Origin of the sequence: Streptomyces pratensis, from assembly GCF_016804005.1 — a bacterium.
Classification (GTDB): Bacteria; Actinomycetota; Actinomycetes; order Streptomycetales; family Streptomycetaceae; genus Streptomyces; species Streptomyces pratensis_A.
Genome location: NZ_CP051486.1, coordinates 328,603 through 350,387, shown reverse-complemented (window position 1 = coordinate 350,387; position 21,785 = coordinate 328,603). Strand labels below are relative to the sequence as shown.

Sequence of the window (21,785 nt, the reverse complement as noted above, 5' to 3'; positions counted from 1 at the left end):
GGTCCTGCTGATCGGGTCCTGCGGAATTACTTGTTGGCGCCGAGCTCGATCGGCACGCCGACGAGGGAGCCGTACTCGGTCCACGAGCCGTCGTAGTTCTTGACGTTCTCCTGGCCGAGCAGCTCGTGCAGCACGAACCAGGTGAGCGCGGAGCGCTCACCGATGCGGCAGTACGCGATGGTGTCCTTGGACAGGTCCACCTGCTCGTCCTCGTAGAGGGCCTTGAGCTCGTCGTCCGACTTGAACGTGCCGTCGTCGTTGGCGTTCTTCGACCACGGGATGTTGCGGGCGCTCGGCACGTGGCCGGGACGCTGCGACTGCTCCTGCGGGAGGTGCGCCGGGGCGAGCAGCTTGCCGCTGAACTCGTCGGGCGAACGCACGTCGACGAGGTTCTGGCTGCCGATGGCGGCCACGACGTCGTCGCGGTAGGCGCGGATCGACTCGTCCTGGGCCTTCGCCTTGTACTCGGTGGCCGGGCGGGCCGGAACGGCGTCGGTCAGGTCGCGGGAGTCGAGCTCCCACTTCTTGCGGCCGCCGTCGAGCAGCTTGACGTTCTCGTGGCCGTAGAGCTTGAAGTACCAGTACGCGTACGAGGCGAACCAGTTGTTGTTGCCGCCGTAGAGGACGACCAGCGTGTCGTTGCCGATGCCCTTCTCGGACAGGAGCTTCTCGAAGCCGGCCTGGTCGACGAAGTCACGGCGGACCGGGTCCTGGAGGTCCTTGGTCCAGTCGATCCGGATCGCGTTCTTGATGTGGTTCTTCTCGTACGCCGAGGTGTCCTCGTCGACCTCGACGATGGCGACCTGCGGGTCGTCGATGTGGGCCTCGACCCAGTCGGCGTCGACCAGAACGTCTGCGCGGCTCATGTGTTTCTCCTCCGGGGCAGTCTGCGGCGGGGCGGTGCGGTGTGCGGGGTGCGGTGTGTACGCGCAGGTGCTTGCGGCGGAACGCGTACGGAAGGCACGGGTTCGGCCCTGACATCGTCGAAGGGCCGGGGGGAAACGGGAGGCTGTCCCGCTCAGAAAGTGCGACAGAGCATGGCGGCGACGCGGCACAGGTCTACTGCCCGCCGCTTCGTGAGGTCCGCCTGTCGCTTCATGCGTCCGATCGTAGGGAGGTAAGGGCGCAGATGCCACCGTCGTGTCGGATGATGAGACACGATCGTCCATCATTCGAGATACGCGGGTGGTCGAGCCCTTCCGCGGCCCTGTACACAGCGATCCGCGCCCGGTCGGTATCTGCGGAACGGACGGGCCCGTCTCAATATCTGGATCAGCGGCCCGGCCGGTCCCTTTCCGCGAGCCCTACCCCGTGGGCCCTCGGCCTACCCGTGGCCGCCCACGCAGCGTCGTCGCCGCGTCATCCCGCCAGCTGGATGTCGGCGCCGGTCATCGATATCTCCAGGCCGCCCGGCGCGACCTCGATCTTCTCCAGCTTCAGACCGTCGGGCAGCCCGCCGATCTCGCGCTCGAAGTCGGTCTTCTTCCTGACCAGGTCCTCCAGACCTGGGATGCCCTCGCCCGGGACCTCGTCGGCGCGCACCTTGACGGTGTCGCCGTCGACCAGGGTGACCGTGGAGAGCACGCTGCGCTCGACGGTCTGTCCCAGCAGCGGGATCCGGACGGAGCCGGTGACCTTGACCTTGCCGTCGCCGCCGTAGGAGACCGTCACGCCCTCGTCGGCGGCCTCGGTGAGGGCGGCGTACGAGATGACGGCCGTCCCGGTGGCCTGGGAGGCCGTCGCACTGGTGTACCCGGCGCCCAGCGTCACCTGCCGCAACTGGGCCCGGATCTCGCTGATCCGTATGGCCCGCCCGGCAGCGCTGGCACGGATGTCCTTGACCGTGACGTCGACACGGTCGAGCTCCGACCCGGCGACCTGCGTGAGGAAGGGGAAGCCCTTGATCGAGACCTCGGTCGACCCGGCCTCGGCGCCGCCGAACGCGACTCGTCCCTCGGCCTCCGACTCCGCGAAGTACACGGCCGCGCGGTCGGCGGCGATGAAGGCGCCACCCAGCACCACGGCGATGATCAGCAGTATTCGCAGTGCTCGCATGCCTGTTGCTCCCACACTCGGACCGGCCGGACCTCTGGTGCACGTGAGACTACTGCCGCTGCGCGACGAGCCCCGGAATGATCGACGAGCGGAAGGACCGGCCGGTTCCCCGGGAACCGGAAGCGTGTGAGGGGACGTCAGGGACGTCCCCCGCACGACAGGAACGTCCCCCGCACGTCAGGCGATCGCGCGACCGATCAGATAGACGGCAGGAGCCGCAGCCGTGAGGGGCAGCGCCACTCCTGCGGTCATGTGCACGAATCGCGACGGGTAGTCGTAGCTGGCGACGCGGAGCCCGATCAGCGCGCAGCCGCCCGCGGCGAACCCCAGGAACGCGGCCTGCCCTCCGAGGTCCGTGAGCCCTCCGGCGGCCAGGCCCGCACCTGCCGAGGCGAGCAGCGCCACGACGGCCGAGACCGGTCCGGGCAGCGGCAGGGCCTTCACGAGCACGCCCACCGCGACCGCGATGCCGCCCACCGTCACCGCGTCCGGGACGGCCGCCAGGTGCCCGGCCGCCAGGACGGCGAGCGCCGCCGACGCGACGGTGGCGGTCAGGCCGTACATCCGCTCGTCGGCACCAGCACGGCTGCGCAGCTGGAGGACGAGGGTGAGCAGCACCCAGACCCCGAGCGTGCCGAGAATGGCCGCCGGGGCGTTGCTCCGGCCGGCCGCCAGCAGCACGGCATCGGCCACGACACCGCCGGCGAAGGCGAGCGCGATGCCTTGCCTGGCCGGCCACATGCCGTTGAGCCGGAACCACCCCGCGGCCGTCACGGCCTGGAGCAGCACCAGGGGCACGAGCAGGGCGTAGGGCCCGACCGCGGCACCGAGGGCGAGGAGCAGACCTAGGCCCGCCGTGATCGCGGCGGGCTGCATCCCCGGCGCGATGATCGGCGAACGTCCCTCGGCGCGGGCTCGCTGCGCGTCGGTGATCCGGCTGTTGCCCAGGGTCGTGGGCGCGCCGTAGCCGGAGCCGGCCTCGGTCCGCGCCGGAGCCGCCGGGGCGGGCGGAGCGGCAGGTGTCTCCGGGGGCAGCGGGTAGGCGCCCGGGGTGCCCTGCGCGGCGGGAGGCGCGGCAGTGTGCTGCGGCTGGACCGTCGGCTGGTACTGGGTGTCCCAGGTCTGGCCCTGCCACGTCTGGGCCGCGCCCTGTCCGCCGGAGACCTGCTGCCCGCCCTGCTCCGGGTACACGGCGGGATCCGGGTACACGGCGGGCTGCTGCTGCTGCGCGTACGCCGGATCGTAGGACTGCTGCCCGTACACCGGCTGCTGCTGGTCCTGCCCGTACACCGGCTGCTGCTGGTCCTGCTGCCCGTACACCGGCTGCTGCTGGTCCTGCCCGTACACCGGCTGCTGCTGGTCCTGCTGCCCGTACACCGGCTGCCGCTGGTCCTGCTGCCCGTACGGGTCGTAGGGCTGCTGCTGCCCGTACACCGGCTGCTGGTCCTGCTGCCCGTACGCCGACTGCTGCTGGTCCTGCCGGTATGCCGGGTCGTGGGGCTGCCGCCCGTGTCCCGGCTCGTACGGATACTGCTGATCGCTGTTGCTCATGGTCTGCGGTTCACCCTCCTGCGAACGGCGGGAGCACCTCGACCGTGCCGCCCTCGGCAAGCCGTACGGTCTCATGACCTCGGGTCCCCACAGGGTCACCGTCGATCAGGAACGAGCATCGGAGCAGTACGCGCGTCAGCTCACCGGGGTGCCGTTCGCGCACCCCGTCGAGGGCCTCGGCGAGCGTATCCGCCGTGTACGGCTCCTCCGCGGTTCCTGCGGCGGCCTTGGCCGCGGCCCAGTAGCGGATCGTCCCCGCTGCCATGGCGGCACCCCTTTCGTCGTACGTCGGCTGTCCATCATGGATCACGCCGACTCCGTCCAGTCGGCGATACGGGCCAGCAGTTCCCCGCCCGCGGCGTTCTCCGCGTGGCCCATGCCGTGCTCCAGCCAGAACTCGGCACCGTCGCGCGCGGCCCCTGCCAGCATCCTCGGGTGATCGACGGGGAAGTACGGGTCCCGGTCGCCGTGCACGATCAGCAGGGGCGCGGTGATCAGGGGGACGGCCTCCACCGGCGAGAGCGGTACGGGGTTCCAGTCCTCGCGGTGGATGCGGGTGCGGAAGCCGTAGCGGCCGACGAGCCGGCCAGTGGGGCGGGTCACGACCCAGTGCAGACGGCGCATCGGGGCCGTGCCCCGGTAGTACCAGCGGGCGGGCGCGCTCACCGAGACGACCGCGTCCGTGTGGGCGTCCACCGGCCCGTCTGCGGAGGAGTCGATGCGCGCCGCCACGCGCCCGTCGTGCGCCCTTTGCGCCTCGGTACGCCCCTCCACCCGATCGGCCCCGAGCACATCCGATTTCTCGGTCGCGGATTCTCCGGCTTCTGCCGCCGTATACAGAGCGGCGTGCCGGAGCACCACGGAACCGCCCATCGAGAAGCCGACCGTAACGACGCGACGGTGTCCCAGAGACCGCGCCCAGGCGACCGCCGCCGCCAGGTCCAGCACCTCGCGGTCGCCCACCGTGGACCGTCCGCCGGACCTTCCGTGACCTCGAAAGGAGAACGTGATCACGGCCGCACGCTGGGCGAACACCTCTGCGGCCCGCAGCAGCGCCGGCCGGTCGGCGGCGCCGGTGAACCCGTGCGCGAGGACGACTGCGGTCTCTTGGGGCGCACCGCTTCCGGTGGGCCCGGAACCCCCCGTACACGGGGTGTACACCGCCTCGATAGGGACTCCGTCACCGGTCAGCAATGTGGTGCGCCGGGGACCCCGCGTGATCGAGGGAACAGAAGAACTCAGGAATCGACCCTCGGACACAGAACTCATGTGGGCTATTCTGCTGCGAAGAGGATCCGGGCAAAGCAGCCCCCGGGTCCTTTTGTGCTTTCCGAGCGTTGTTACAGCGATGTTTCCACAAGCTCAGCGGTCCCCGGGCGCGGGACCGCACAGTAAAAACCGTATGACGGCCGTCGCAGGTGATGGCCGTACGGGAGTACGAAGCAGTGCCGCATACTCCCCCGGGTCCGACCCGGGAGTGCCCCTCTCGCAGGGAACGAGGAGGACCGACGTAATGGGCGAGCTGAACGTGCACGATCGACCGACGACCCAGGCAGGTGGGCGGCGATGAGTTCACTGCTGCTTCTGACAAATGCCCTTCAACCGTCGACGGAGGTGCTCCCCGCCCTCGGCCTACTGCTCCACAGCGTGCGGGTCGCCCCCGCCGAGGGACCCGCTCTCGTCGACACCCCAGGTGCCGACGTCATCCTCATCGACGGCCGGCGCGACCTCCCCCAGGTGCGCTCGCTCTGCCAGCTGCTGAGGTCCACCGGGCCCGGCTGTCCGCTGATCCTCGTCGTGACGGAGGGCGGCCTCGCGGCCGTCACCGCCGACTGGGGCATCGACGACGTCCTGCTGGACACCGCGGGTCCCGCCGAGGTCGAGGCCCGGCTGCGCCTGGCCACGGGCCGCCAGCAGATCACCGCCGACGACTCCCCCATGGAGATCCGCAACGGTGACCTGTCGGTCGACGAGGCGACCTACAGCGCCAAGCTCAAGGGCCGGGTCCTCGACCTGACCTTCAAGGAGTTCGAACTGCTGAAGTACCTCGCGCAGCACCCGGGCCGGGTCTTCACCCGCGCCCAGCTGCTCCAGGAGGTCTGGGGCTACGACTACTTCGGCGGCACCCGCACGGTCGACGTCCACGTGCGGCGGCTGCGCGCCAAGCTCGGCCCCGAGCACGAGTCGCTGATCGGCACCGTACGCAACGTCGGTTACCGCTTCGTCACCCCCGAGAAGGCGGACCGGGGGGCCGAGGAGGCCAAGGCCAGGGCGGCCTCGAAGTCCTTGGACGACGAGGTCACCCGTTCGGAGCAGTCAGCGGAAGGCGGGATCCCCGAAGAAGCCCCGGTCCGGCCTGCCAAGCGGTAGGTCCATCCGCGTAGACTGCCGCGCGTGGCCAAGGTGACGCGGGACGATGTGGCGAGACTGGCGGGGACCTCGACAGCGGTCGTCAGCTACGTCATCAACAACGGACCCAGGCCGGTCGCCCCGGCCACGCGCGAGCGGGTGCTCGCCGCGATCAAAGAGCTGGGCTACCGCCCCGACCGGGTCGCCCAGGCGATGGCTTCGCGGCGCACCGACCTCATAGGGATGATCGTGCCGGACGCCCGGCAGCCGTTCTTCGCGGAAATGGCGCACGCGGTCGAACAGGCGGCGGCCGAGCGCGGGAAGATGGTCCTCGTCGGCAACTCCGACTACCGCGACGAGCGCGAGGTCCACTATCTGCGGGCCTTCCTCGGCATGCGGGTGTCCGGGCTGATCCTGGTCAGCCAGGGTCCCAGCGAGCGCGCGGCCGCCGAGATCGAGGCGTGGGACGCCCGTGTGGTCCTGCTGCACGAACGCCCCGAGGCGATCGACGACGTCGCTGTCGTCACCGACGACGTCGGTGGCGCGCAGCTCGCCACCCGCCACCTCCTGGAGCACGGCAACGCCTACGTGGCGTGCCTCGGCGGCATGGAGTCGACCCCGGTGGTCGGTGACCCGGTCGCGGACCACATCGAGGGCTGGCGCCGGGCGATGCAGGAGGCCGGGCGGTCGACGGAGGGCCGGCTCTTCCACGCCCCGTACAACCGTTACGACGCCTACCAGGTGGCCCTCAAGCTGCTCTCCGGCCCCGACAGGCCCCCGGCGATCTTCTGCTCGACGGACGACCAGGCCATCGGCGTGCTCCGCGCCGCGCGGGAACTGCGCATCGACGTGCCGGGTGAGCTCGCCGTCGCGGGCTTCGACGACGTGAAGGAGGCGGGTCTGACCGATCCGCCGCTCACGACGGTCTTCTCCGACCGCCCGGCGATGGCCCGGGCGGCCGTGGACCTGGTCCTCGACGACTCGCTGCGGGTCTCGGGGTCGCGGCGCGAGCGGCTGAAGCAGTTCCCGTCCGCCCTGGTGGTGCGCCGGTCGTGCGGCTGCGGCGAACCGACGGTGACCGCGCTGTAACGGGCCCTGTCGTCCTGCGGCCGGCCCACGGTGCGCGGTCCGGGGCGGACGTGCCGGCGGTTCGCCGGGGCCATCCGCCGGCGGAGCGGCGAGACCGCCCTGGCAGGGTGCTCAGCTGACGGCCGTCGCGCCGACGAAGGCGGCGCCGGTCTCCATCAGCCGCTCGACCGCGTAGGCCGGATCGATCACAGCCTCAGGGGTGTGCAGGCCGCGCTGACCGCCCTGATCGTGGGCAACCTCGCCGTCGAGGATCGCTTGTGAGCTGACCGCACGCGCCGAGGCAACGGGGTGAGCGGGACCCGAGGTCCCGCATCGCACAGTGCACCGTGGGGGTCGTGAGCAGGAGTCCGGGCCCGTGGCGGGGCGGTCCCTTATATCGGGCATACGAGGTTCTGTCGGGCTTCTCAGGACGTACTCAGGCTGCTCTCATGTTCGCTGGCCACTCTCGTAGACATGACCGACAGCCCCCGCCCGAGCGGCGAGTACCCGATGTCCCCCTCCCATGACAACGGTTCGCACGGCAACGCTTCGCACGACAGCGGTCCGTACGGCACCAGCCCGTACGGCACCGGCTCGTACGACGGGGTCACGCCGGGCGGCTCCCACGGTGGCGGCTCCCACAGCGGCGGCTCCCACGGTGGCGGTGAGGCGGCCTATCCGCCGCCGCCGGCCCACGAGCCCGAGCGGCCGACCGCCGAGGTACCGGCCCTCGCGTACGCCTGGCCGGCCCCGGCGCCCCAGCCCCTCCCGGCGGCGGACGCCCCGAAGCCCGAGCGCCGGGTCAAGCGCCCGCTCGCCCTGCTCGCGGCCGTGGCGATCGCGGCAGCGGCCATCGGCGGCGGCACCGCAACCCTCATCGGTGAGCTCGCGGGCGGCGGCGCCGGCAGCTCCGGCACGGGCGGCGTCGTCAGCGGCACCACCGTCTCGCAGAGCAGCGCCGGCACCGTCTCAGGTGTGGCGGCTGCCGTGTCGCCGTCCATCGTCGAGATCAGCGCGACCTCCTCGGCGGGCGAGGCCACCGGATCCGGTGTCGTCATCACGGCGGACGGCGAGATCGTCACCAACAACCACGTCATCTCCGGCGCCTCCGAGATCGAGGTGGCGCTCAGCACCGGCAAGACGTACACGGCCGATGTCGTCGGCACGGACGCCGCCAAGGACCTGGCACTCATCAAGCTCCAAGGCGCGAGCGGCCTGAAGACGGCCTCGCTGGGCGACTCCTCCTCGGTGAAGGTCGGCGACCAGGTGGTGGCCATCGGCTCACCCGAGGGGCTCACCGGCACGGTCACCAGCGGCATCGTCTCCGCCCTGGACCGGGACGTGACCGTGGCCAAGGACGAGGACCAGAGCCAGCAGCAGCAACAGCAGGGCGGTCAGAACTGGCCCTTCGAATTCGGTGGCCAGCAGTTCAACGGCGACACCGGCTCGTCCAAGACGACGTACAAGGCCATCCAGACCGACGCCTCACTCAACCCCGGCAACTCCGGTGGCGCGCTGATCAACATGAACGGCGAGATCATCGGCATCAACTCCGCGATGTACTCGCCCAGTTCCTCCAGCACCTCGGGCAGTACGGCAGCGGGAAGCGTGGGCCTCGGCTTCGCCATCCCGGTCAACACGCTCAAGGCCGACCTGGACACCCTGCGCGCCGGCAACGGCTCCTGACGAGGAGGTCTCTCCATGAACCCCTACGACGTCACCGAGGCCGCCGGCCCGTCCGGTCTGGCACTGCCGCTCGCCCTGGCCGCCGAACTGGCAGCTTCGGCCGCCACCCCGCCCGCTCCCCGCCCGCCCGAGATCCACAGCGGCAACGGCCGTGGGCGACGTGCCGCGCGACGCCGCGCGAAGGCCGTGCGAGGCTGAGGACCGCAGTACAAGGACCCGGGACGAGGGAAGAGGACGAAGAAGCCATGAGCCCCGCCGAAGACGATCCGCAGCGCGTCCTGATCGTCGACGACGAGCCCGCCGTACGCGAGGCGCTCCAGCGCAGCCTCGCGTTCGAGGGGTACGGGACGGAGGTGGCCGTGGACGGCTACGACGCCCTGGCCAAGGCCGAGGCGTACGCCCCCGACCTGATCGTCCTGGACATCCAGATGCCCCGCATGGACGGCCTCACCGCCGCCCGGCGCATCCGGTCCACCGGGTCGACCACGCCGATCCTGATGCTCACCGCACGCGACACCGTCGGCGACCGGGTCACCGGCCTCGACGCCGGCGCCGACGACTACCTCGTCAAGCCCTTCGAGCTGGACGAGCTCTTCGCCCGCATCCGCGCCCTGCTGCGCCGCAGCTCGTACGCCGCCGCTGCGGGCGGGCCCGTCCCCGACGACGACGTCCTGTCCTTCGCGGACCTCCGCATGGACCTGAACACCCGCGAGGTCACCCGGGGGACCCGCCGGGTGGATCTCACCCGCACCGAATTCACCCTCCTGGAGATGTTCCTGGCCCACCCCCGGCAGGTGCTGACCCGGGAGCAGATCCTCAAGGCAGTCTGGGGATTCGACTTCGAGCCCAGCTCCAACTCCCTGGACGTGTACGTGATGTACCTGCGCCGCAAGACGGAGGCGGGCGGCGAACCCCGCCTGGTCCACACGGTGCGGGGTGTCGGGTACGCCCTGCGCTCCGGCGGCGGTGACGGGTGACCGGCCTGCCCCGCCGGCTCCGCGCACTGCCGCTCCGCTCACGGCTGGCCCTGCTGGTCGCCATGGCCGTCGCGGTGGCGGTGGCAGCGGTCGCAGCCGCCTGTTGGTTCGTGACGAGGGAGCAGCTGGAGCACCAGCTGGACGAGTCGCTGCGCAACTCCAAGGTGGACCAGCCCTACCTGGTGGACCTGTACGCCTACTGCCGGGGCACCACCCCGCTGCCGCCCCGGCCGTTCACCGGTGCGACGATCCAGCTCATCGACACCCAGGGCACGGTGTGCATCGCCCCCGACGCCACCTCGAAGCTGCCTGTCGACGAGAAGGACCAGGAGGTGGCCGAGCGGAAACGGTCCTACACCCTGCACTCGACAACTGCCGAGAACGGCGAGGACATGCGGGTCTACACCTCCCCGCTGACCGTCCGGGGCGACCCCGGAGCCGGGTCGGGGAGCCTCGCGGTGTCCATCGCCCGCCCGATGAGCGAGGTCACCGAGCCGCTCTCCACCCTCGCCTGGGTCCTGCTCCTCGTGTCCGGCATCGGCGTCGTCGGCGCGGGCGCCGCCGGTCTGTGGATCGCCCGCACCGGGCTGCGCCCCGTCGACGACCTCGCGCACGCCGTCGCACACGTGGCCGAGACCGAGGACCTCACCGTCCGCATCCCGGTCGAGGGCGAGGACGAGATCGCCCGGCTGTCCCGCTCGTTCAACGCCATGGCCGAGTCCCTGGCCATCTCACGCGACCGCCAGTCGCAGCTCATCGCCGACGCCGGGCACGAACTGCGCACCCCTCTCACCTCCCTCCGTACGAACATCGAGCTGCTCGCCCGCAGCGACGACACGGGCCGTGCCATCCCGCCGGACGACCGCAAGGCGCTGATGTCCTCGGTCAAGGCCCAGATGACCGAGCTGGCCGCCCTCATCGGCGACCTCCAGGAACTCTCCCGCCCCGACGCCGCCCAGCCCGGCCCCCTCCAGGTCGTCGCACTGCACGAGATCACGCGTACCGCGCTGCAACGCGCCCGGCTGCGCGGCCCGGAGCTGACCATCACCGCCGAGCTGGCCCCCTGGTACGTACGCGCCGAACCTGCGGCTCTGGAGCGCGCGGTCGTCAACGTGCTGGACAACGCGGTGAAGTTCAGCCCGGAGCGCGGGACGGTCGAGGTCGTCCTGCACCGCGGCGAGCTGACCGTACGGGACCACGGCCCCGGCATCCCGGCCGAGGACCTCCCGCACGTCTTCGACCGCTTCTGGCGCTCCCCGTCGGCCCGCCAGCTGCCCGGCTCGGGCCTCGGCCTGTCCATCGTGGCCCGCACGGTGCAGCACGCCGGCGGCGAGATCGCCCTGAGCCCGGCGGAGGACGGCGGCCCCGGCACGGTGGCCTCGATCCGGCTCCCGGGGGCACCGACGCCGCCGCCGGGGGTGTGAGGGCGTGGCAGCTCAGAGCCGACGCCGGAATTCCGCAGCGAACTGCGGAGCACCACCGGCGTCCAGCCTGTCGAGCAGACCATGCAGGTCACGTGGCGCGCGCCGGTAGCTGCCGGCCTGCGCCCGCAGGACGGAGGTCACCTCGACCGGCGCCAGGTCCAGCAGGTCCAGCAGGAAGTCGTCGGGCCGCAGCACCTCGATGTCGTACGGGTCCGCGGCCTCGGCGGGGAAATCCTTGACGTTGAGCGTGACAAGGGCGTGCGCCTGACCGCGCACGGCCGCCGCCAACACGTGCCGGTCCTTGGGGTCGTTCGTCATCGCGAGGACAAGGGCCGCGTATCCCGTCACCAGGCTCTCGCGAAACGTGTCCGCCATGGCGTCGACGAGCTTCTTGGCCTTGTCGGCCCCGATCCGTTCGCCGACGTTCTTCGTCAGCTCGGCCAGGATGTCGGGCGACCAGAGCGGTTCGTAGAGCTCCGCCTCGGCAAGACGCAGGAGCGTGTCCCTGAGGTAGTTCGGGAAGAGGACACAGGTGTCCAGGACGACGCGCTGCACATCACTCCAGTCGACTCAGCCGATTCGGCGCTCAGTTGTCGTACAGATCCGCATCTTCGGTCAGCCGAACCAGTTCGTCCAGCCCTTGTTTGCGCTGTGAACGCCTCTTCTCCTTGTAGACGAGGACATCAGCCAGCAGCACCCGGCGGTGTCTGCCCGGACGCGAGAACGGGACGTCTCCCTCATCGAGGATCTTGACGAATGTGGGTCGGCTGATCCCCAGCAGGTCAGCGGCCTCTTGTGTGGTGAGCGTGGTGTTCACCGGGGCGACGGTCACCGCCTTGCCCTCGGACAGCGCTCGCACCACCGTCATGAGCGCCTCGTAGACCTCCGGGGGGATGGTGCGCGTGCTGCCGTCGGGACCGCGCAGCAGAGCAGGCTCGGCTGCTTGCGGCGTGCGGTCGAGGAAGGCGCAGAGCTCGGCGATCTCCGCTCGGTGCTCGGGTAGGAGAGTGCGGTCCTCAGAGGTTCCGTGCATGCTTCTGTCTCCTTTTGGGTCACCTCAGCATCGCACAATTCGAAAGAAACGCAAGCAGGGAACCGGCTCCGGATCCCGCACGCCTTCTGACACTCCCCCCTCGGCCCGCCGGCCCCCGGCTCGGGCCTCGACTTCTCCATCGTGGCCCGCACGGCCGGCGCGCGGGCGGCGAGACCGCGCTGAGCCCGGCAGAGGGCGGAGCCGGCACGGTGGCGTCGGACCGGCGCCCGGGGGCACGAACGCCGCCGGGGGTGTGAGGGCGGGGCAGCTCAGAGCCGGCGACGGAATTCCGCAGCGAACTGCGGAGCACCACCGGCGCCCGGCCTGTCCACCTGACCATGCAGGTCACGTGGCGCAGGCCGGAGGCGCGGCTACGCTTCGGCCTTCGTCATCAGCTTCACCAGGCTGGAGAAGCTGTCCTCGGCGTGGCCGGTGTCCATGCCGCGCCGGAAGAGGTCAGCGACCGCGGCCGGAAGGGCGGTGTCGACGCCCGCGTCGGCATTGGTGTGCAGGACGTGCTCGACGCCGGCCATCCCCATGGCCAGGCGGTCCACGTCGCCCATGTGCCGGCCGGCGTCGATGCGCTCGGAGTAGAACGAGAAGAATCCCGGCAGCGAGTTCGCGGTCTCCACGGCGTGCGGCAGGATGTCCGCCGCCGTCAGTCCGTTGGCGTCGGCGAGGGCGATGGCCTGCCAGTAGCTCAGCATGGAGGTCCAGAACATGACCATGCCGATCTGGTACATGAGCGCGGCAAGCCCGGGGCCCTCTCCCCGGTAATCGGTCCGCCCCGTGATGACTTCGAGTGCGAATTCGCGACGCTCCTGCGGAAGGCGCTGGACAGCGACGACGACCCTGCGGAGGCCGTGATGGCCTGCGCCCGACAACTCGCCTACGAACTGCGCGAATCGGGCTGGATCGACGGCTGCCCCGTCACGGCAGCGGCTCTGGGAGACACTCGGCACCGACTCGGAGATCCAGCAGGCATGCGCCGACGCACTCTGCGGCTGGGAGCAGTTGGTCCGCGACAAGCTGCTGGGCAGCGGTTTCCCCTCCCAGAGCGCCCGGGAACTGGCGACCACCGTCATCTCCGCCCTGGAAGGCGCCGAAGTCACCGCCCAGGTCACCCGCAGCGAGGAACCACTACAGGCGGCGGGCAGGCAACTCGCGCGCCTCGTGCGCTCATACGAGGTCCAGGAGGGGATTCATGCCCCTTCCGGGCGGTGCCTGGGGTGATCCCGAGGGACCCGCTATCCCGCGCTGCGCGGCGACAGCCGCCGTGTGATCCGGTCGAACAGCTCCGTCAGCGGTTCGCCGACTTCCCGGCCGAACTCGGTCAGCCCGTAGGTGACCCGGGGCGGCGTCGTCGGCTCGACCTCCCGCCAGATCAGGCCGTCCTGGACCAGTGCGCGCAGGGTCTGGGAGAGCATCTTCTCGCTGATGCCCTGGATACTCTCGCGCAGCTCGTAGAACCGGAGGTCGCTGCTCCGCAACGAGATCAGCACCCAGACACCCCACCTGCTGGTCACGTGGTCGACCATGTCGCGCGCGGGGCAGTCGGTGTGAAACACGTCATACCGCTCACCGGCCTCGACCTGCCTGCGCTGCACGCCTTCCCTCATGCCATGAACTTACCTCGAGGTACGTCCTTACCGAAAGTTAGTCCCCGCTCCTAGCGTGCAGGCCACTGAGGATCTCTGACCAGGAGCTGAACATGATCGTAGTAACCGGGGCCACCGGCAATATCGGCCGACCGTTGACGCAGACACTCGCCGAGGCGGGCCAGCAGGTGATCGCCGTGTCACGGCACAAGGCGGCGGTGCCCGACGGCGTCCGCCACGTGGCGGCCGACCTGACCGAACCGGGCAGCCTCAAGCCCGCGCTGGCCGGCGCGAAAGCGCTGTTCCTGCTGCTGTCCGGCGACCTGCACTCCACGGGAGCCAGCCCTGCCGACATCATCGGCGAAGCTGTGGCCGGCGGGGTCCGTCGGGTCGTCCTGCTCTCCACACTGGGCGTGGCGACCAGACCTTTCGGCCCCACGCGGATCGCGATGCGCGCACTGGAGGACACGCTGCGGGAGTCCGGCCTGAAGTGGACCATCCTGCGGCCGGGCGGCTTCGACTCCAACGCCCTGTGGTGGGCCGAGTCCGTCCGCACGCAACGGGTCGTCGCCGCGCCCTTCGGCGACATCGGGGTGCCGATCATCGACCCGGCGGACATCGCCGCAGTGGCGGCGGCCTGCCTGCTGGAGGACCGGCACACCGGCGGCGTGTACGAACTGACCGGCCCGGAGGTGATCACTCCGCGCCGGCAGGCGGAGGCCATCGCCGCCGCGCTGGGCTCGCCGGTGAGGTTCCACGAGCTCACCCGCGCCGAAGCAAAGGCCGCCATGACCCGGAGCATGCCGGCGGAGCTCGCCGACGACACCCTGGACATCCTCGGCTCCCCGCGCCCGTCCGAGCTCCGCGTCAGCCCGGACGTCCAACAGGTCCTCGGCCGCGCCCCCCGCCCCTTCGCCGACTGGGCCGCCCGCAATGTCGCCGCGTTCCGCTGAGACCGGCCGGCGCTTCCGGTACCCGCTCCTCGTGCTCGGCGGTCCACTGCTGGTGCCTCCGAGGAACCTGACGCGAAGCTGACGCCGCCATGGCCCGCTACCGGACCGGGAACGAGGCTGCGGCTTCGGTGAATCACCGTGTGGCCGACCCCCGTCGGCCACACGGTCCCGGCACGTCCCGCACGAGTTCCGGTCAGCGCGCGGTTCAGGCCAGGTCGTCGAACTCGCCTTCCTTGGCCCCGCCGAGGAAGGCCCGGAGCTTGGCACGGGTGGTCCGCACGACCACGTCCGGGTGGTCGCTCTCGCGGAGAAGTATCTCGCCCTCGTGCTCGGCCAGTTCGAGACAGTCGGAGCCCTCGGCGTTCGAGGATTTCGAGGACTTGCGCCACTGAATTTCCATGATCCTCACACCTTCATGCTCTGCGCGATGCCCCGAATGAAGTCCCGCGAGCGCCCCGGGTCGAGCGACCTCTCCTCGGTCCGGTCCAGCGCGACTCTCCAGTTCACCAGGCTCGTCTCGGCATCGAGGAACGACGACCCCGTCGCGGTGTCCACCTGCACGGTATCGAGCTGCGGAACGATCCCGTACACGTAGTGTGCCGAACTGCTTGCGAACGGAAAACCGCCCGCAGCAAAGGGAATCACCCTGATGGTGATGTTGCCCCGGTCGGATTCCTGCAACAGATGCACGAGTTGGGCGCGTGCCACCTCGCGACTTCCGTATGCCATCCGCAGTGCGGCCTCGTGGATCAGGAACGTGCAGGTGGGCGGATTCGGCCGGTCAAGCACGTCCCGTCGCTGCAATCGGTGTGCGAGCAGGCGACGTTGACGCGTGGGGCTCGGCACCGGAACACTCTCGGCGAAGACGCTGCGGGCGTATTCCTCGGTCTGGAGCAGGCCAGGCATATACATGACCTGCACCGACCGGACAGCCGCAGCGTGATACTCCAGCTCCGCGAGGTCGAGAGCGTCGTTGGCCAGCTCACCGCGGTAGTGCTCCCACCATCCGTTCACACGCTCCGCAGCCATGGCGGCAAGGGCATCGACGTACGCCGGTTCGGGGCACTTGTAGTGGTCGGCCCACGCCCGCACCCGCTGAGGGCTCACGCCGAATCGCCCCGACTCGGTGTTGCTGATGGTGGTGCGGTCCGCCCCCAACCGCTCTGCGGCCTGGGCAAGTGTCAGGCCCGCATGCTCCCTGAGTCTGCGCAGCTCGGAGCCCAGTCGACGCTGTCGCACCGTGAGCAGCTTCCTCGGCGGCATACAGATCCCCTCCTGTCGAATCCCAGTGTGGCCGTACCCGAACCACTGGGTGTTCGTTACTCACGACATCGAGCCGTATCACTAGTTATGAGCTATGGGTACGTTCGTTAGTCACCTCGGTACAGCGCGCCAGCCCTCGCCGCACGCGACCGTCACCACGGTCAACGAGCCGCGTGCGCGTTCGGATCGCACCACGTGGGGAGAACGACATGACCAGCGTCAACGCCACCGCACCCTCCGCATCATCACCGCACCGTCAGGACGGCGAGAGCTACCGGCTCTCCCTGCCCAACACCGCGCGTTCCGCCGGGATCGCCCGGCACTTCGTCGCCTCGCTGCTCACCGGCACACCCCACAGCGGCATCGTCGACGATGCCCGCCTCTGTGTGACCGAGGTCGTGGCCAACGCCCATCGCCATACCCGCACTTCACTGATCCGGGTGCATGTGACGGTCGGCTGGGAGCAGGTGACCGTGTCCGTCGCCGATGACACGCCCTGGACCGCGCCAGCGGCAGGCGCCACGTCCGACGGGTCGATCCGCGCGGGTCACGCCCAGGAATGCGGGCGGGGACTCTTGCTCCTGGAGGAGCTCGCCCTGGCCTGGGGGTCGGAGGTCTGCGGGTGCTGCTCTCCCAGCCACAAGGCGGTGTGGTTCACGCTCGCCGGGGGTGCGGAGACCACCGCACGGCCTTCTCCGCGCCCCCGCACGGCGGTTCAGGCCTGACCGCCCGCTTCGATCCACCGGCAGGCCCGGCCGCCGGACTGCCCTACCCCGACGGACCCTGATACGTCGTACCACCGGCGCGGCTTCGCGCTGCGCTCCTCCGCCATGCCCTGATCCGGTGTGGGCCCCCGTTCCCCGCGCCCTCCAGGAGGTCGGCTCGACCCCTGCCCGGCATGCCCGTCCGCGTACGTGGCTGTCTGCCGTGACGTGGCTGATCGGCGCCGGCCTGCACCCGCGCGCGGGAGAGACGACGCTGGCCGTGGCCCGGGATCTCGCGGCGCGGATGGACTACCGGCTGGGCTTCGTGCTGTACGACCTCGAAGGCACGGCCGCCCGGTGCGAAGTTTCGACGGCGACGGTGAAGCGTCATGTCCGGGTGCTGCGCGAGCTGGGTGCGCTGGCGTGGCACAGGCACGGGACGAAGAAGAACCTTCAGCTCCCTGGCCGCCCGTACACGGCTACGGCGACCATCTACGCGGCGACGATTCCGGCTGCGTACGACCATGCGAACGGGCACCGGCTCGACGGTACCGGGTACGGCGCCCGCGTGGTCGGGGTGACGGACGAGGGACGGGCGCTCATGGAGGAGACCGCCCACAGGAAGCCGCGTCCTGTGGACGACGGTGGTCGGGCAAGGCGTGCACCCCATTCTCCTGGGCCGCACCCCGACGTATCCGTTGCTGATCCGGCTGGGTGGTTGAACTACACCTCGCGCACCTGCGCGACGCGTGCGAAGGCGGGAACTCCCCGGAGGGGCAGCAACGGCGGCAGCGCTTCGCCTCGCAGCCCGTGGCAGGTGGCCCGTGACATCAGGATCGCCGGGCGGGTACGGCCGCTCGTCGGCTGGACCCAGCGGGAAGGGCTCCGCCGCCTGGCCTTCGCCCTGCGCCCGTTGATCGACCGGGGCCTGGAGCCTCATGACATCGCGGCGGAACTCGTCGGCCTGGCCGTCGACTGGCGACCCGCGCGACCTGCCGCGTACATCACCGCAGCCCTCACCCGGGACCAGCGGGCCGAGGCCGCCCGCCGGGCGGGCGAGGATCTCGCAGCCGGTCCCGCCGCCAACCCGGAATGGCAGCAGTGGCTGCGCAGCCGCCAGGCCGCCGCCCCTCCCCGAACGGACGACGACCGCCGCCACGCCCGGCTCTACGCGTGGGACCGGTGGCACGAGGTGGCGGCCCACTACGACGAGGACCCCGACGACGCACTGGACCTCTACGGGACCCGGCTGTGCGCCTACGCCGCCAAGCGGGCCGCACCCTCGGCGTGGTGACTTCTCAGCCGGTCGGGTTGTGCCGGATCAGTGACTCCACCAGCCCCGAACGGGTCGCGGGGTAGTCCAAGGGCACGATCCCGAGCCCGGTCCAGCCCGATGCCTCCGCCCCGTCGAGGAACGCGTGCACCTGCGGGTTGAGCCGGTCGGAGTTCCAGCGGGGCGGCAGCAGGGCGGCGGTGCTCACGTAGTTCATGAACAGCTTGCCGGGCTGCTGCGCGGCCTTGCGGAACTGCGCCTCGATCTTGGTGTACTTGGCGAACGGCTCCGCCATGTAGTCGTCCTGGATGTCGAAGACCGCCGGGTCGGCGTACCGGACCCCGGGCAGGCCGCCGTTGTCGGCGAGGACGACGACCTTGCCGCGGGCACCGCCGAGGTCCGGGAGGGTGGAGTCGAGGCGCAGGAGCGGACGCCAGCCCTTGTCGTCGAGGTAGATGTCGAAGATCCGCCGGAACGCGGCGTCGCTCTCCTCCGAGTACTCCTGCTTGACGCGCATCAGCACGGTCTCCGAAGGGTGCCTGGCCAGGAAGTCCCGGCAGGCACCAAGCACGTCGTCGAAATTCAGGTTCTGGTAGTAGGCCCCGTGGTGGATCGCGTACGCGTCGCCGCTGATCCGGCAGCGGACGTCGAGGAAACGTATGCCGCTGTCCAGTTGCTGGGCCACCGTCGTGTTCTGGCACGCCGTCCAGAGGCCTCCGTGGCGCGCACCCGAGTTGTGCGTCCCCGGGATCGTGAGGCGGCGCAGCGGGGTGGCGTCGGCCAGGGCACCCATCCAGTCCTGGGTGCCGCGCACGGCGCGCGACGCGGCGCGCGCCGTGCCGGGTACGGCGCTCAGCAGCGCGCCCGCCGTGAGGCCCGCCGCTCCTGTCAGAAAGCGCCGACGGTCGATACCGCGGCTGTCGTTGTCGCTTCGCTCTGTCGCGCCCAGGGTCACCATGGACCGGATTATGGCGCGTACAGAACAACCGGGGAATGGGGCGATGTGCGCACGCCCTCACGGGAGTCCTCCTACGCGACCTTCGCCCCACCCTGTTCCGCCTTGCGCAGGCGTGCGGTCATCCGGGAGCCGGACTCACGGCGGGCGGCCCGGCGCAGGAGGGGGGCGGCGAGGAGGAACCCGAGGACCGTCCAGGCTGTCAGCACAAGGGCGACCATGGGCAGCTCCCACGAACCGGCCGGCTCGGCGACCCGTGCGGCGTCGGGCAGCAACGCGGAGCGCAGGCCCTGCGCCATCCACTTGAGCGGGAAGGCCGAGGCCACCTGCTGGACCGGAACGGGCAGCTCGGTGATCGGGACCACCGTCCCGGAGATGATGAGCAGCCCCATCGTGGGCAGCATGATCAACGCCAGCGCCTCACGCGGGTTGGGCAGCACGGCACCGATGGCCGCCCCCAGCGGCACGACGGCGAGCAGCCCGAGGGTGGTGACCCACGCAAGCGTCACCCAGTCCCCCGGCCCGCGTGGCAGCGGCCCGTCCGCCACCAGGGCGGTCGCCGCCAGGAGCAGGGCCAGCGAGCCGACCGCCGTGACGACCACCAGCAGGCACTTGGCGATGAGATAGGCCGGAATCCCGCCGGGCGTGGCGCGCAGCCGCAGCAGGGTGCCCTCCTCCCGCTCGGTCACGAGTATCTGCGGAAGAGTGATCAGCCCGACCTGGAACACCAGATAGGCGGCGAAGCCCGCGATCACCAGGTGGGACATCGGCGTCCGGGTGCCGGGCACGTCGTCGTTGATGTAGACGGCGACCAGCAACGCGACGACGACGTTGGTCAGATGGCCCGACAGTTCCTTGGGGTTGCGGAGCAGGTGCCGCAGCTCGATGCCGCCCCGGAGGAAGCCGGCCCGCCAATAGGTGCGTGTGGGGCGGGACCTCTTCGTCCCGTCCGGTGCGTCGTTCACGTCCGCCGCGCCGGCCTCGTCCGTCTTCTCGGTCACGCCTGTCCCCTTCATACGGCCTGAGCCTCCACGTCCACGGCCTCGTCCGCGCCGTCGTCCTCCCGGTGCACCATGTGCAGATAGGTGTCCTCCAGCGTCGGGCGGCGCACCTCCAGGCCTGCGATCGGGCCGTCCGCGTCCTGGTGGAGTTCCCAGACCAGCCGTGAGGGGTCCTCGGTGCGTTCGCGGCGGGCCGTCCCGTCGTCGGCCGTCCAGCGGACCTCGGCCTGCGCCGCGGCCCGCCGGGCCAGTTCCGACGGGGTGCCGCAGGCCCGGATCCGGCCGCCGACCAGCATGGCGATCCGGTCGGCGAGCCGCTCGGCCTCCACCAGATCGTGCGTGGTGAGCAGGACGGTGACGCCCTCGTCGCGGGCCAGCCGTTCGACCAGCAGATGGAACTCGTGCCGGGCCTCCGGGTCGAAGCCGGTGGTCGGCTCGTCCAGGAAGAGGAGCTCGGGGCGGCCGACGATGCCGAGTGCGACGTCCAGCCGCCGGCGCTGGCCGCCGGACAGCCGGTCGACCTGCTGACCGGCCTGGCCGGTGAGGCCGACCAGGTCGAGCAGTGCGGCCGGGTCGCGCGGGTCGGGGTAGTACGTCGCGAAGTGCGTCAGCAGCTCGGCGACCCGCCAGCGGCGGTGATCCCGCCAGGACTGCAGGACCAGCCCGATCCGCGCCCGCCAGGCGTCGTCGCCCCGCTCCGGGTCCGCACCGAGGACGCTGACGTCCCCGGCGGAGCGCTTCCGGAAGCCCTCCAGGATCTCGACGGTGGTGGTCTTCCCGGCGCCGTTGGGGCCGAGCAGCGCGAAGACCTCGCCGCGGTGGATGTCCAGATCGATGCCGTGGAGCACGTCGACGTCGCCGTACGACATGCGCACATCACGTGCCTGGATGACGGGCAGGGTGGTCGTGGTGGGCGGTGCGGGGCGTACGGGTGTGCTCTTGGCCGTCGTCATCGTCCTGCCTCTGCGTGGTGCTGCTGCCGAAGTTCCGCCTCGGTCGCGGGTGTCGCGGGACTGCCGTCCGCCGCCCGGCCCGCCTGCGCCGCCGTGGCGCCGTCGACGATCGCCCGGAGCGCCGCCACATGCCCGTCGAAGGCGGCGCGGCCACGGTCCGTCAGCCGTACCTTCGTGCGCCGCTTACGGCCGCCGCCCTCCTTGTGGATCTCCAGGTACCCGGCCTCTTCCAAGGTGTGCAGCTGCTTGGAGAGCGCGGAGTCGCTGAGCGAGAGGCTGTCGCGCACGAACGCGAAGTCCGCCCACTCGGTGGCGGCGAGCAGTGCGACCACCGACAGCCGGGTGGCGGGATGGATCAGTTCGTCGAAGCCGGTGGGGATGCTCATCGGCCCGCCCGTCCGCCGACGCGCACGGAGTCCGCCGCCCAGCGACGCGCCGGACCGATGAACAGCAGGAACGCGGCCGTCGAGGCCGTGGCCTGGATCAGACCGGCGGCCATCGGCTCCAGCCCCTCTGCCAGGTGACCGGACAGCAAGGTCGTCCCGCCGGTCACCAGCGCCCCCGCGACGAGCGTGGCGGACATCCGCCGGTTGCAGCGGGAGTGGTGCAGCCGCATCCGGCTCCTGCGGCCGCAGATCACGGCCACCGCGCTCAGCAGAGCCACGTACACGGCGAGGGACAGCAGGACACCCCACAAGGGCAGGTCCAGGCCCTGGCCGACCAGGAAGACCCACATGATCGCGGCCGTGGCGTACGCGGCACCGGTACCGCCGGACGCGCTTCGCTCGATCTCGTCGTACACCCGCTCCTGCGGCACCCGGATGCGCTGCAGGTCGTTCCATGCCTGTTCGGCATCCACCGGCGTGCTCACGGCCGTCGCCTCCCCTGACATTCCGAGACGGTCGGGGCAAGTCACCCCGCTCGACTTTCCTGCTGGGAAAG

General features: G+C 70.8%; 26 protein-coding genes and 2 pseudogenes. 10 read left to right on the top strand and 18 right to left on the bottom strand.

The window, feature by feature from the left end:
- Positions 1 to 26: 26 nt before the first annotated feature.
- From HED23_RS01650 to HED23_RS01630, 6 genes are all read right to left on the bottom strand, one after another.
- A complete protein-coding gene (locus HED23_RS01650) occupies positions 27 to 866 on the bottom strand; it encodes a sulfurtransferase (protein WP_203181667.1) in 840 nt (279 codons plus the stop codon).
- Between the two features lie 152 nt (positions 867 to 1,018).
- Positions 1,019 to 1,099: a putative leader peptide gene (locus tag HED23_RS35965; RefSeq protein WP_350310325.1), complete on the bottom strand. Its 81-nt coding sequence runs from the start codon at positions 1,097 to 1,099 to the stop codon at positions 1,019 to 1,021.
- A 260-nt stretch (positions 1,100 to 1,359) separates the two neighbouring features.
- Complete coding sequence (locus HED23_RS01645; protein WP_203181666.1) at positions 1,360 to 2,055, bottom strand: DUF2993 domain-containing protein; 696 nt, start codon at positions 2,053 to 2,055, stop codon at positions 1,360 to 1,362.
- A 177-nt stretch (positions 2,056 to 2,232) separates the two neighbouring features.
- Entirely contained in the window at positions 2,233 to 3,606 is a 1,374-nt protein-coding gene (locus HED23_RS01640) for a hypothetical protein (RefSeq protein ID WP_203181665.1), read from the bottom strand.
- Positions 3,607 to 3,616: 10 nt separating this feature from the next.
- The gene (locus HED23_RS01635; RefSeq protein ID WP_203187312.1) at positions 3,617 to 3,871 is read right to left on the bottom strand and encodes a MoaD/ThiS family protein; all 255 of its coding nucleotides are present in this window, start codon (positions 3,869 to 3,871) and stop codon (positions 3,617 to 3,619) included.
- 41 nt (positions 3,872 to 3,912) lie between these two features.
- Complete coding sequence (locus tag HED23_RS01630) at positions 3,913 to 4,875, bottom strand: alpha/beta hydrolase (protein ID WP_203181664.1); 963 nt, start codon at positions 4,873 to 4,875, stop codon at positions 3,913 to 3,915.
- Between the two features lie 297 nt (positions 4,876 to 5,172).
- Between HED23_RS01630 and HED23_RS01625 the strand changes: the two genes are divergently transcribed.
- A complete protein-coding gene (locus tag HED23_RS01625) occupies positions 5,173 to 5,976 on the top strand; it encodes a winged helix-turn-helix transcriptional regulator (RefSeq protein WP_203181663.1) in 804 nt (267 codons plus the stop codon).
- 24 nt (positions 5,977 to 6,000) lie between these two features.
- Positions 6,001 to 7,044, top strand: coding sequence for a LacI family DNA-binding transcriptional regulator (locus HED23_RS01620; RefSeq protein ID WP_203181662.1), 1,044 nt, complete (start codon positions 6,001 to 6,003; stop codon positions 7,042 to 7,044).
- A gap of 111 nt (positions 7,045 to 7,155) precedes the next feature.
- Here the strand turns inward: HED23_RS01620 and HED23_RS01615 are convergent, their stop codons facing one another.
- On the bottom strand, positions 7,156 to 7,362 hold the full coding sequence (locus HED23_RS01615) for a hypothetical protein (RefSeq protein WP_203181661.1): 207 nt from the start codon (positions 7,360 to 7,362) through the stop codon (positions 7,156 to 7,158).
- 135 nt (positions 7,363 to 7,497) lie between these two features.
- On the opposite strand from HED23_RS01615, the gene HED23_RS01610 reads away from it, so the two are divergent.
- Genes HED23_RS01610 through HED23_RS01595 form a run of 4 tightly spaced genes read left to right on the top strand, consistent with a single transcriptional unit; the run spans position 7,498 to position 11,110 of the window.
- A complete protein-coding gene (locus tag HED23_RS01610) occupies positions 7,498 to 8,709 on the top strand; it encodes a S1C family serine protease (RefSeq protein WP_203181660.1) in 1,212 nt (403 codons plus the stop codon).
- 15 nt (positions 8,710 to 8,724) lie between these two features.
- A complete protein-coding gene (locus HED23_RS01605) occupies positions 8,725 to 8,907 on the top strand; it encodes a hypothetical protein (protein WP_203181659.1) in 183 nt (60 codons plus the stop codon).
- Between the two features lie 47 nt (positions 8,908 to 8,954).
- Entirely contained in the window at positions 8,955 to 9,686 is a 732-nt protein-coding gene (locus HED23_RS01600) for a response regulator transcription factor (protein ID WP_203181658.1), read from the top strand.
- Positions 9,683 to 11,110, top strand: a complete 1,428-nt coding sequence (locus HED23_RS01595; RefSeq protein ID WP_203181657.1) for a sensor histidine kinase — start codon at positions 9,683 to 9,685, stop codon at positions 11,108 to 11,110. Before HED23_RS01600 ends, HED23_RS01595 begins: the two co-directional genes overlap by 4 nt.
- A 12-nt stretch (positions 11,111 to 11,122) precedes the next feature.
- Here the strand turns inward: HED23_RS01595 and HED23_RS01590 are convergent, their stop codons facing one another.
- The 3 genes and pseudogenes from HED23_RS01590 to HED23_RS01580 form a co-directional block, all read right to left on the bottom strand.
- Positions 11,123 to 11,665, bottom strand: coding sequence for a PIN domain-containing protein (locus HED23_RS01590; RefSeq protein ID WP_203181656.1), 543 nt, complete (start codon positions 11,663 to 11,665; stop codon positions 11,123 to 11,125).
- Between the two features lie 31 nt (positions 11,666 to 11,696).
- Entirely contained in the window at positions 11,697 to 12,143 is a 447-nt protein-coding gene (locus tag HED23_RS01585) for a helix-turn-helix domain-containing protein (protein WP_203181655.1), read from the bottom strand.
- Positions 12,144 to 12,514: 371 nt separating this feature from the next.
- Positions 12,515 to 12,946, bottom strand: a pseudogene (locus HED23_RS01580) (NAD(P)-dependent oxidoreductase); the annotation flags it as partial.
- A gap of 3 nt (positions 12,947 to 12,949) precedes the next feature.
- Between HED23_RS01580 and HED23_RS01575 the strand changes: the two are divergent.
- Positions 12,950 to 13,376: pseudogene (locus tag HED23_RS01575) on the top strand (TetR/AcrR family transcriptional regulator); the annotation flags it as partial.
- A 14-nt stretch (positions 13,377 to 13,390) separates the two neighbouring features.
- Here HED23_RS01575 and HED23_RS01570 read toward each other — a convergent pair.
- The gene (locus HED23_RS01570; protein ID WP_203181654.1) at positions 13,391 to 13,762 is read right to left on the bottom strand and encodes a winged helix-turn-helix transcriptional regulator; all 372 of its coding nucleotides are present in this window, start codon (positions 13,760 to 13,762) and stop codon (positions 13,391 to 13,393) included.
- Positions 13,763 to 13,854: 92 nt separating this feature from the next.
- Between HED23_RS01570 and HED23_RS01565 the strand changes: the two genes are divergently transcribed.
- Positions 13,855 to 14,694, top strand: a complete 840-nt coding sequence (locus HED23_RS01565; protein WP_203181653.1) for an SDR family oxidoreductase — start codon at positions 13,855 to 13,857, stop codon at positions 14,692 to 14,694.
- 205 nt (positions 14,695 to 14,899) lie between these two features.
- Here the strand turns inward: HED23_RS01565 and HED23_RS01560 are convergent, their stop codons facing one another.
- Positions 14,900 to 15,094 (bottom strand): DUF397 domain-containing protein, encoded by a 195-nt coding sequence (locus HED23_RS01560; RefSeq protein ID WP_203181652.1) that lies wholly within the window; start codon positions 15,092 to 15,094, stop codon positions 14,900 to 14,902.
- Between the two features lie 5 nt (positions 15,095 to 15,099).
- Positions 15,100 to 15,957, bottom strand: coding sequence for a helix-turn-helix domain-containing protein (locus HED23_RS01555; protein ID WP_203181651.1), 858 nt, complete (start codon positions 15,955 to 15,957; stop codon positions 15,100 to 15,102).
- Between the two features lie 209 nt (positions 15,958 to 16,166).
- Here HED23_RS01555 and HED23_RS01550 point away from each other — a divergent pair, with 209 nt between their 5' ends.
- Positions 16,167 to 16,682, top strand: a complete 516-nt coding sequence (locus HED23_RS01550) for an ATP-binding protein (protein WP_203181650.1) — start codon at positions 16,167 to 16,169, stop codon at positions 16,680 to 16,682.
- 202 nt (positions 16,683 to 16,884) lie between these two features.
- Positions 16,885 to 17,955 carry a cell wall protein gene (locus HED23_RS01545; RefSeq protein WP_203181649.1) on the top strand — a complete coding sequence of 357 codons (1,071 nt, stop codon included), beginning with the start codon at positions 16,885 to 16,887 and terminating at the stop codon, positions 17,953 to 17,955.
- 4 nt (positions 17,956 to 17,959) lie between these two features.
- Here the strand turns inward: HED23_RS01545 and HED23_RS01540 are convergent, their stop codons facing one another.
- From HED23_RS01540 to HED23_RS01520, 5 genes are all read right to left on the bottom strand, one after another.
- Positions 17,960 to 18,892: a phosphatidylinositol-specific phospholipase C gene (locus HED23_RS01540; protein ID WP_203181648.1), complete on the bottom strand. Its 933-nt coding sequence runs from the start codon at positions 18,890 to 18,892 to the stop codon at positions 17,960 to 17,962.
- Positions 18,893 to 18,963: 71 nt separating this feature from the next.
- Positions 18,964 to 19,890 (bottom strand): ABC transporter permease, encoded by a 927-nt coding sequence (locus HED23_RS01535; RefSeq protein ID WP_420803013.1) that lies wholly within the window; start codon positions 19,888 to 19,890, stop codon positions 18,964 to 18,966.
- 11 nt (positions 19,891 to 19,901) lie between these two features.
- On the bottom strand, positions 19,902 to 20,843 hold the full coding sequence (locus tag HED23_RS01530) for an ABC transporter ATP-binding protein (RefSeq protein WP_238441807.1): 942 nt from the start codon (positions 20,841 to 20,843) through the stop codon (positions 19,902 to 19,904).
- Positions 20,840 to 21,229, bottom strand: coding sequence for a transcriptional regulator (locus HED23_RS01525; RefSeq protein ID WP_203181646.1), 390 nt, complete (start codon positions 21,227 to 21,229; stop codon positions 20,840 to 20,842). The genes HED23_RS01530 and HED23_RS01525 overlap by 4 nt, the downstream gene beginning before the upstream one ends.
- A complete protein-coding gene (locus HED23_RS01520; RefSeq protein WP_238441806.1) occupies positions 21,226 to 21,714 on the bottom strand; it encodes a hypothetical protein in 489 nt (162 codons plus the stop codon). The genes HED23_RS01525 and HED23_RS01520 overlap by 4 nt, the downstream gene beginning before the upstream one ends.
- Positions 21,715 to 21,785: the final 71 nt, after the last annotated feature.

Bases quoted from the DNA above. Each gene is read 5' to 3' on its own strand.
- HED23_RS01650 (WP_203181667.1), bottom strand. From the start codon at position 866: ATGAGCCGCGCAGACGTTCTGGTCGACGCCGACTGGGTCGAGGCCCAC.
- HED23_RS35965 (WP_350310325.1), bottom strand. From the start codon at position 1,099: ATGAAGCGACAGGCGGACCTCACGAAGCGGCGGGCAGTAGACCTGTGC.
- HED23_RS01645 (WP_203181666.1), bottom strand. From the start codon at position 2,055: ATGCGAGCACTGCGAATACTGCTGATCATCGCCGTGGTGCTGGGTGGC.
- HED23_RS01640 (WP_203181665.1), bottom strand. From the start codon at position 3,606: ATGAGCAACAGCGATCAGCAGTATCCGTACGAGCCGGGACACGGGCGG.
- HED23_RS01635 (WP_203187312.1), bottom strand. From the start codon at position 3,871: ATGGCAGCGGGGACGATCCGCTACTGGGCCGCGGCCAAGGCCGCCGCA.
- HED23_RS01630 (WP_203181664.1), bottom strand. From the start codon at position 4,875: ATGAGTTCTGTGTCCGAGGGTCGATTCCTGAGTTCTTCTGTTCCCTCG.
- HED23_RS01625 (WP_203181663.1), top strand. From the start codon at position 5,173: ATGAGTTCACTGCTGCTTCTGACAAATGCCCTTCAACCGTCGACGGAG.
- HED23_RS01610 (WP_203181660.1), top strand. From the start codon at position 7,498: ATGACCGACAGCCCCCGCCCGAGCGGCGAGTACCCGATGTCCCCCTCC.
- HED23_RS01605 (WP_203181659.1), top strand. From the start codon at position 8,725: ATGAACCCCTACGACGTCACCGAGGCCGCCGGCCCGTCCGGTCTGGCA.
- HED23_RS01600 (WP_203181658.1), top strand. From the start codon at position 8,955: ATGAGCCCCGCCGAAGACGATCCGCAGCGCGTCCTGATCGTCGACGAC.
- HED23_RS01585 (WP_203181655.1), bottom strand. From the start codon at position 12,143: ATGCACGGAACCTCTGAGGACCGCACTCTCCTACCCGAGCACCGAGCG.
- HED23_RS01570 (WP_203181654.1), bottom strand. From the start codon at position 13,762: ATGAGGGAAGGCGTGCAGCGCAGGCAGGTCGAGGCCGGTGAGCGGTAT.
- HED23_RS01565 (WP_203181653.1), top strand. From the start codon at position 13,855: ATGATCGTAGTAACCGGGGCCACCGGCAATATCGGCCGACCGTTGACG.
- HED23_RS01560 (WP_203181652.1), bottom strand. From the start codon at position 15,094: ATGGAAATTCAGTGGCGCAAGTCCTCGAAATCCTCGAACGCCGAGGGC.
- HED23_RS01555 (WP_203181651.1), bottom strand. From the start codon at position 15,957: ATGCCGCCGAGGAAGCTGCTCACGGTGCGACAGCGTCGACTGGGCTCC.
- HED23_RS01550 (WP_203181650.1), top strand. From the start codon at position 16,167: ATGACCAGCGTCAACGCCACCGCACCCTCCGCATCATCACCGCACCGT.
- HED23_RS01540 (WP_203181648.1), bottom strand. From the start codon at position 18,892: ATGGTGACCCTGGGCGCGACAGAGCGAAGCGACAACGACAGCCGCGGT.
- HED23_RS01530 (WP_238441807.1), bottom strand. From the start codon at position 20,843: ATGACGACGGCCAAGAGCACACCCGTACGCCCCGCACCGCCCACCACG.
- HED23_RS01525 (WP_203181646.1), bottom strand. From the start codon at position 21,229: ATGAGCATCCCCACCGGCTTCGACGAACTGATCCATCCCGCCACCCGG.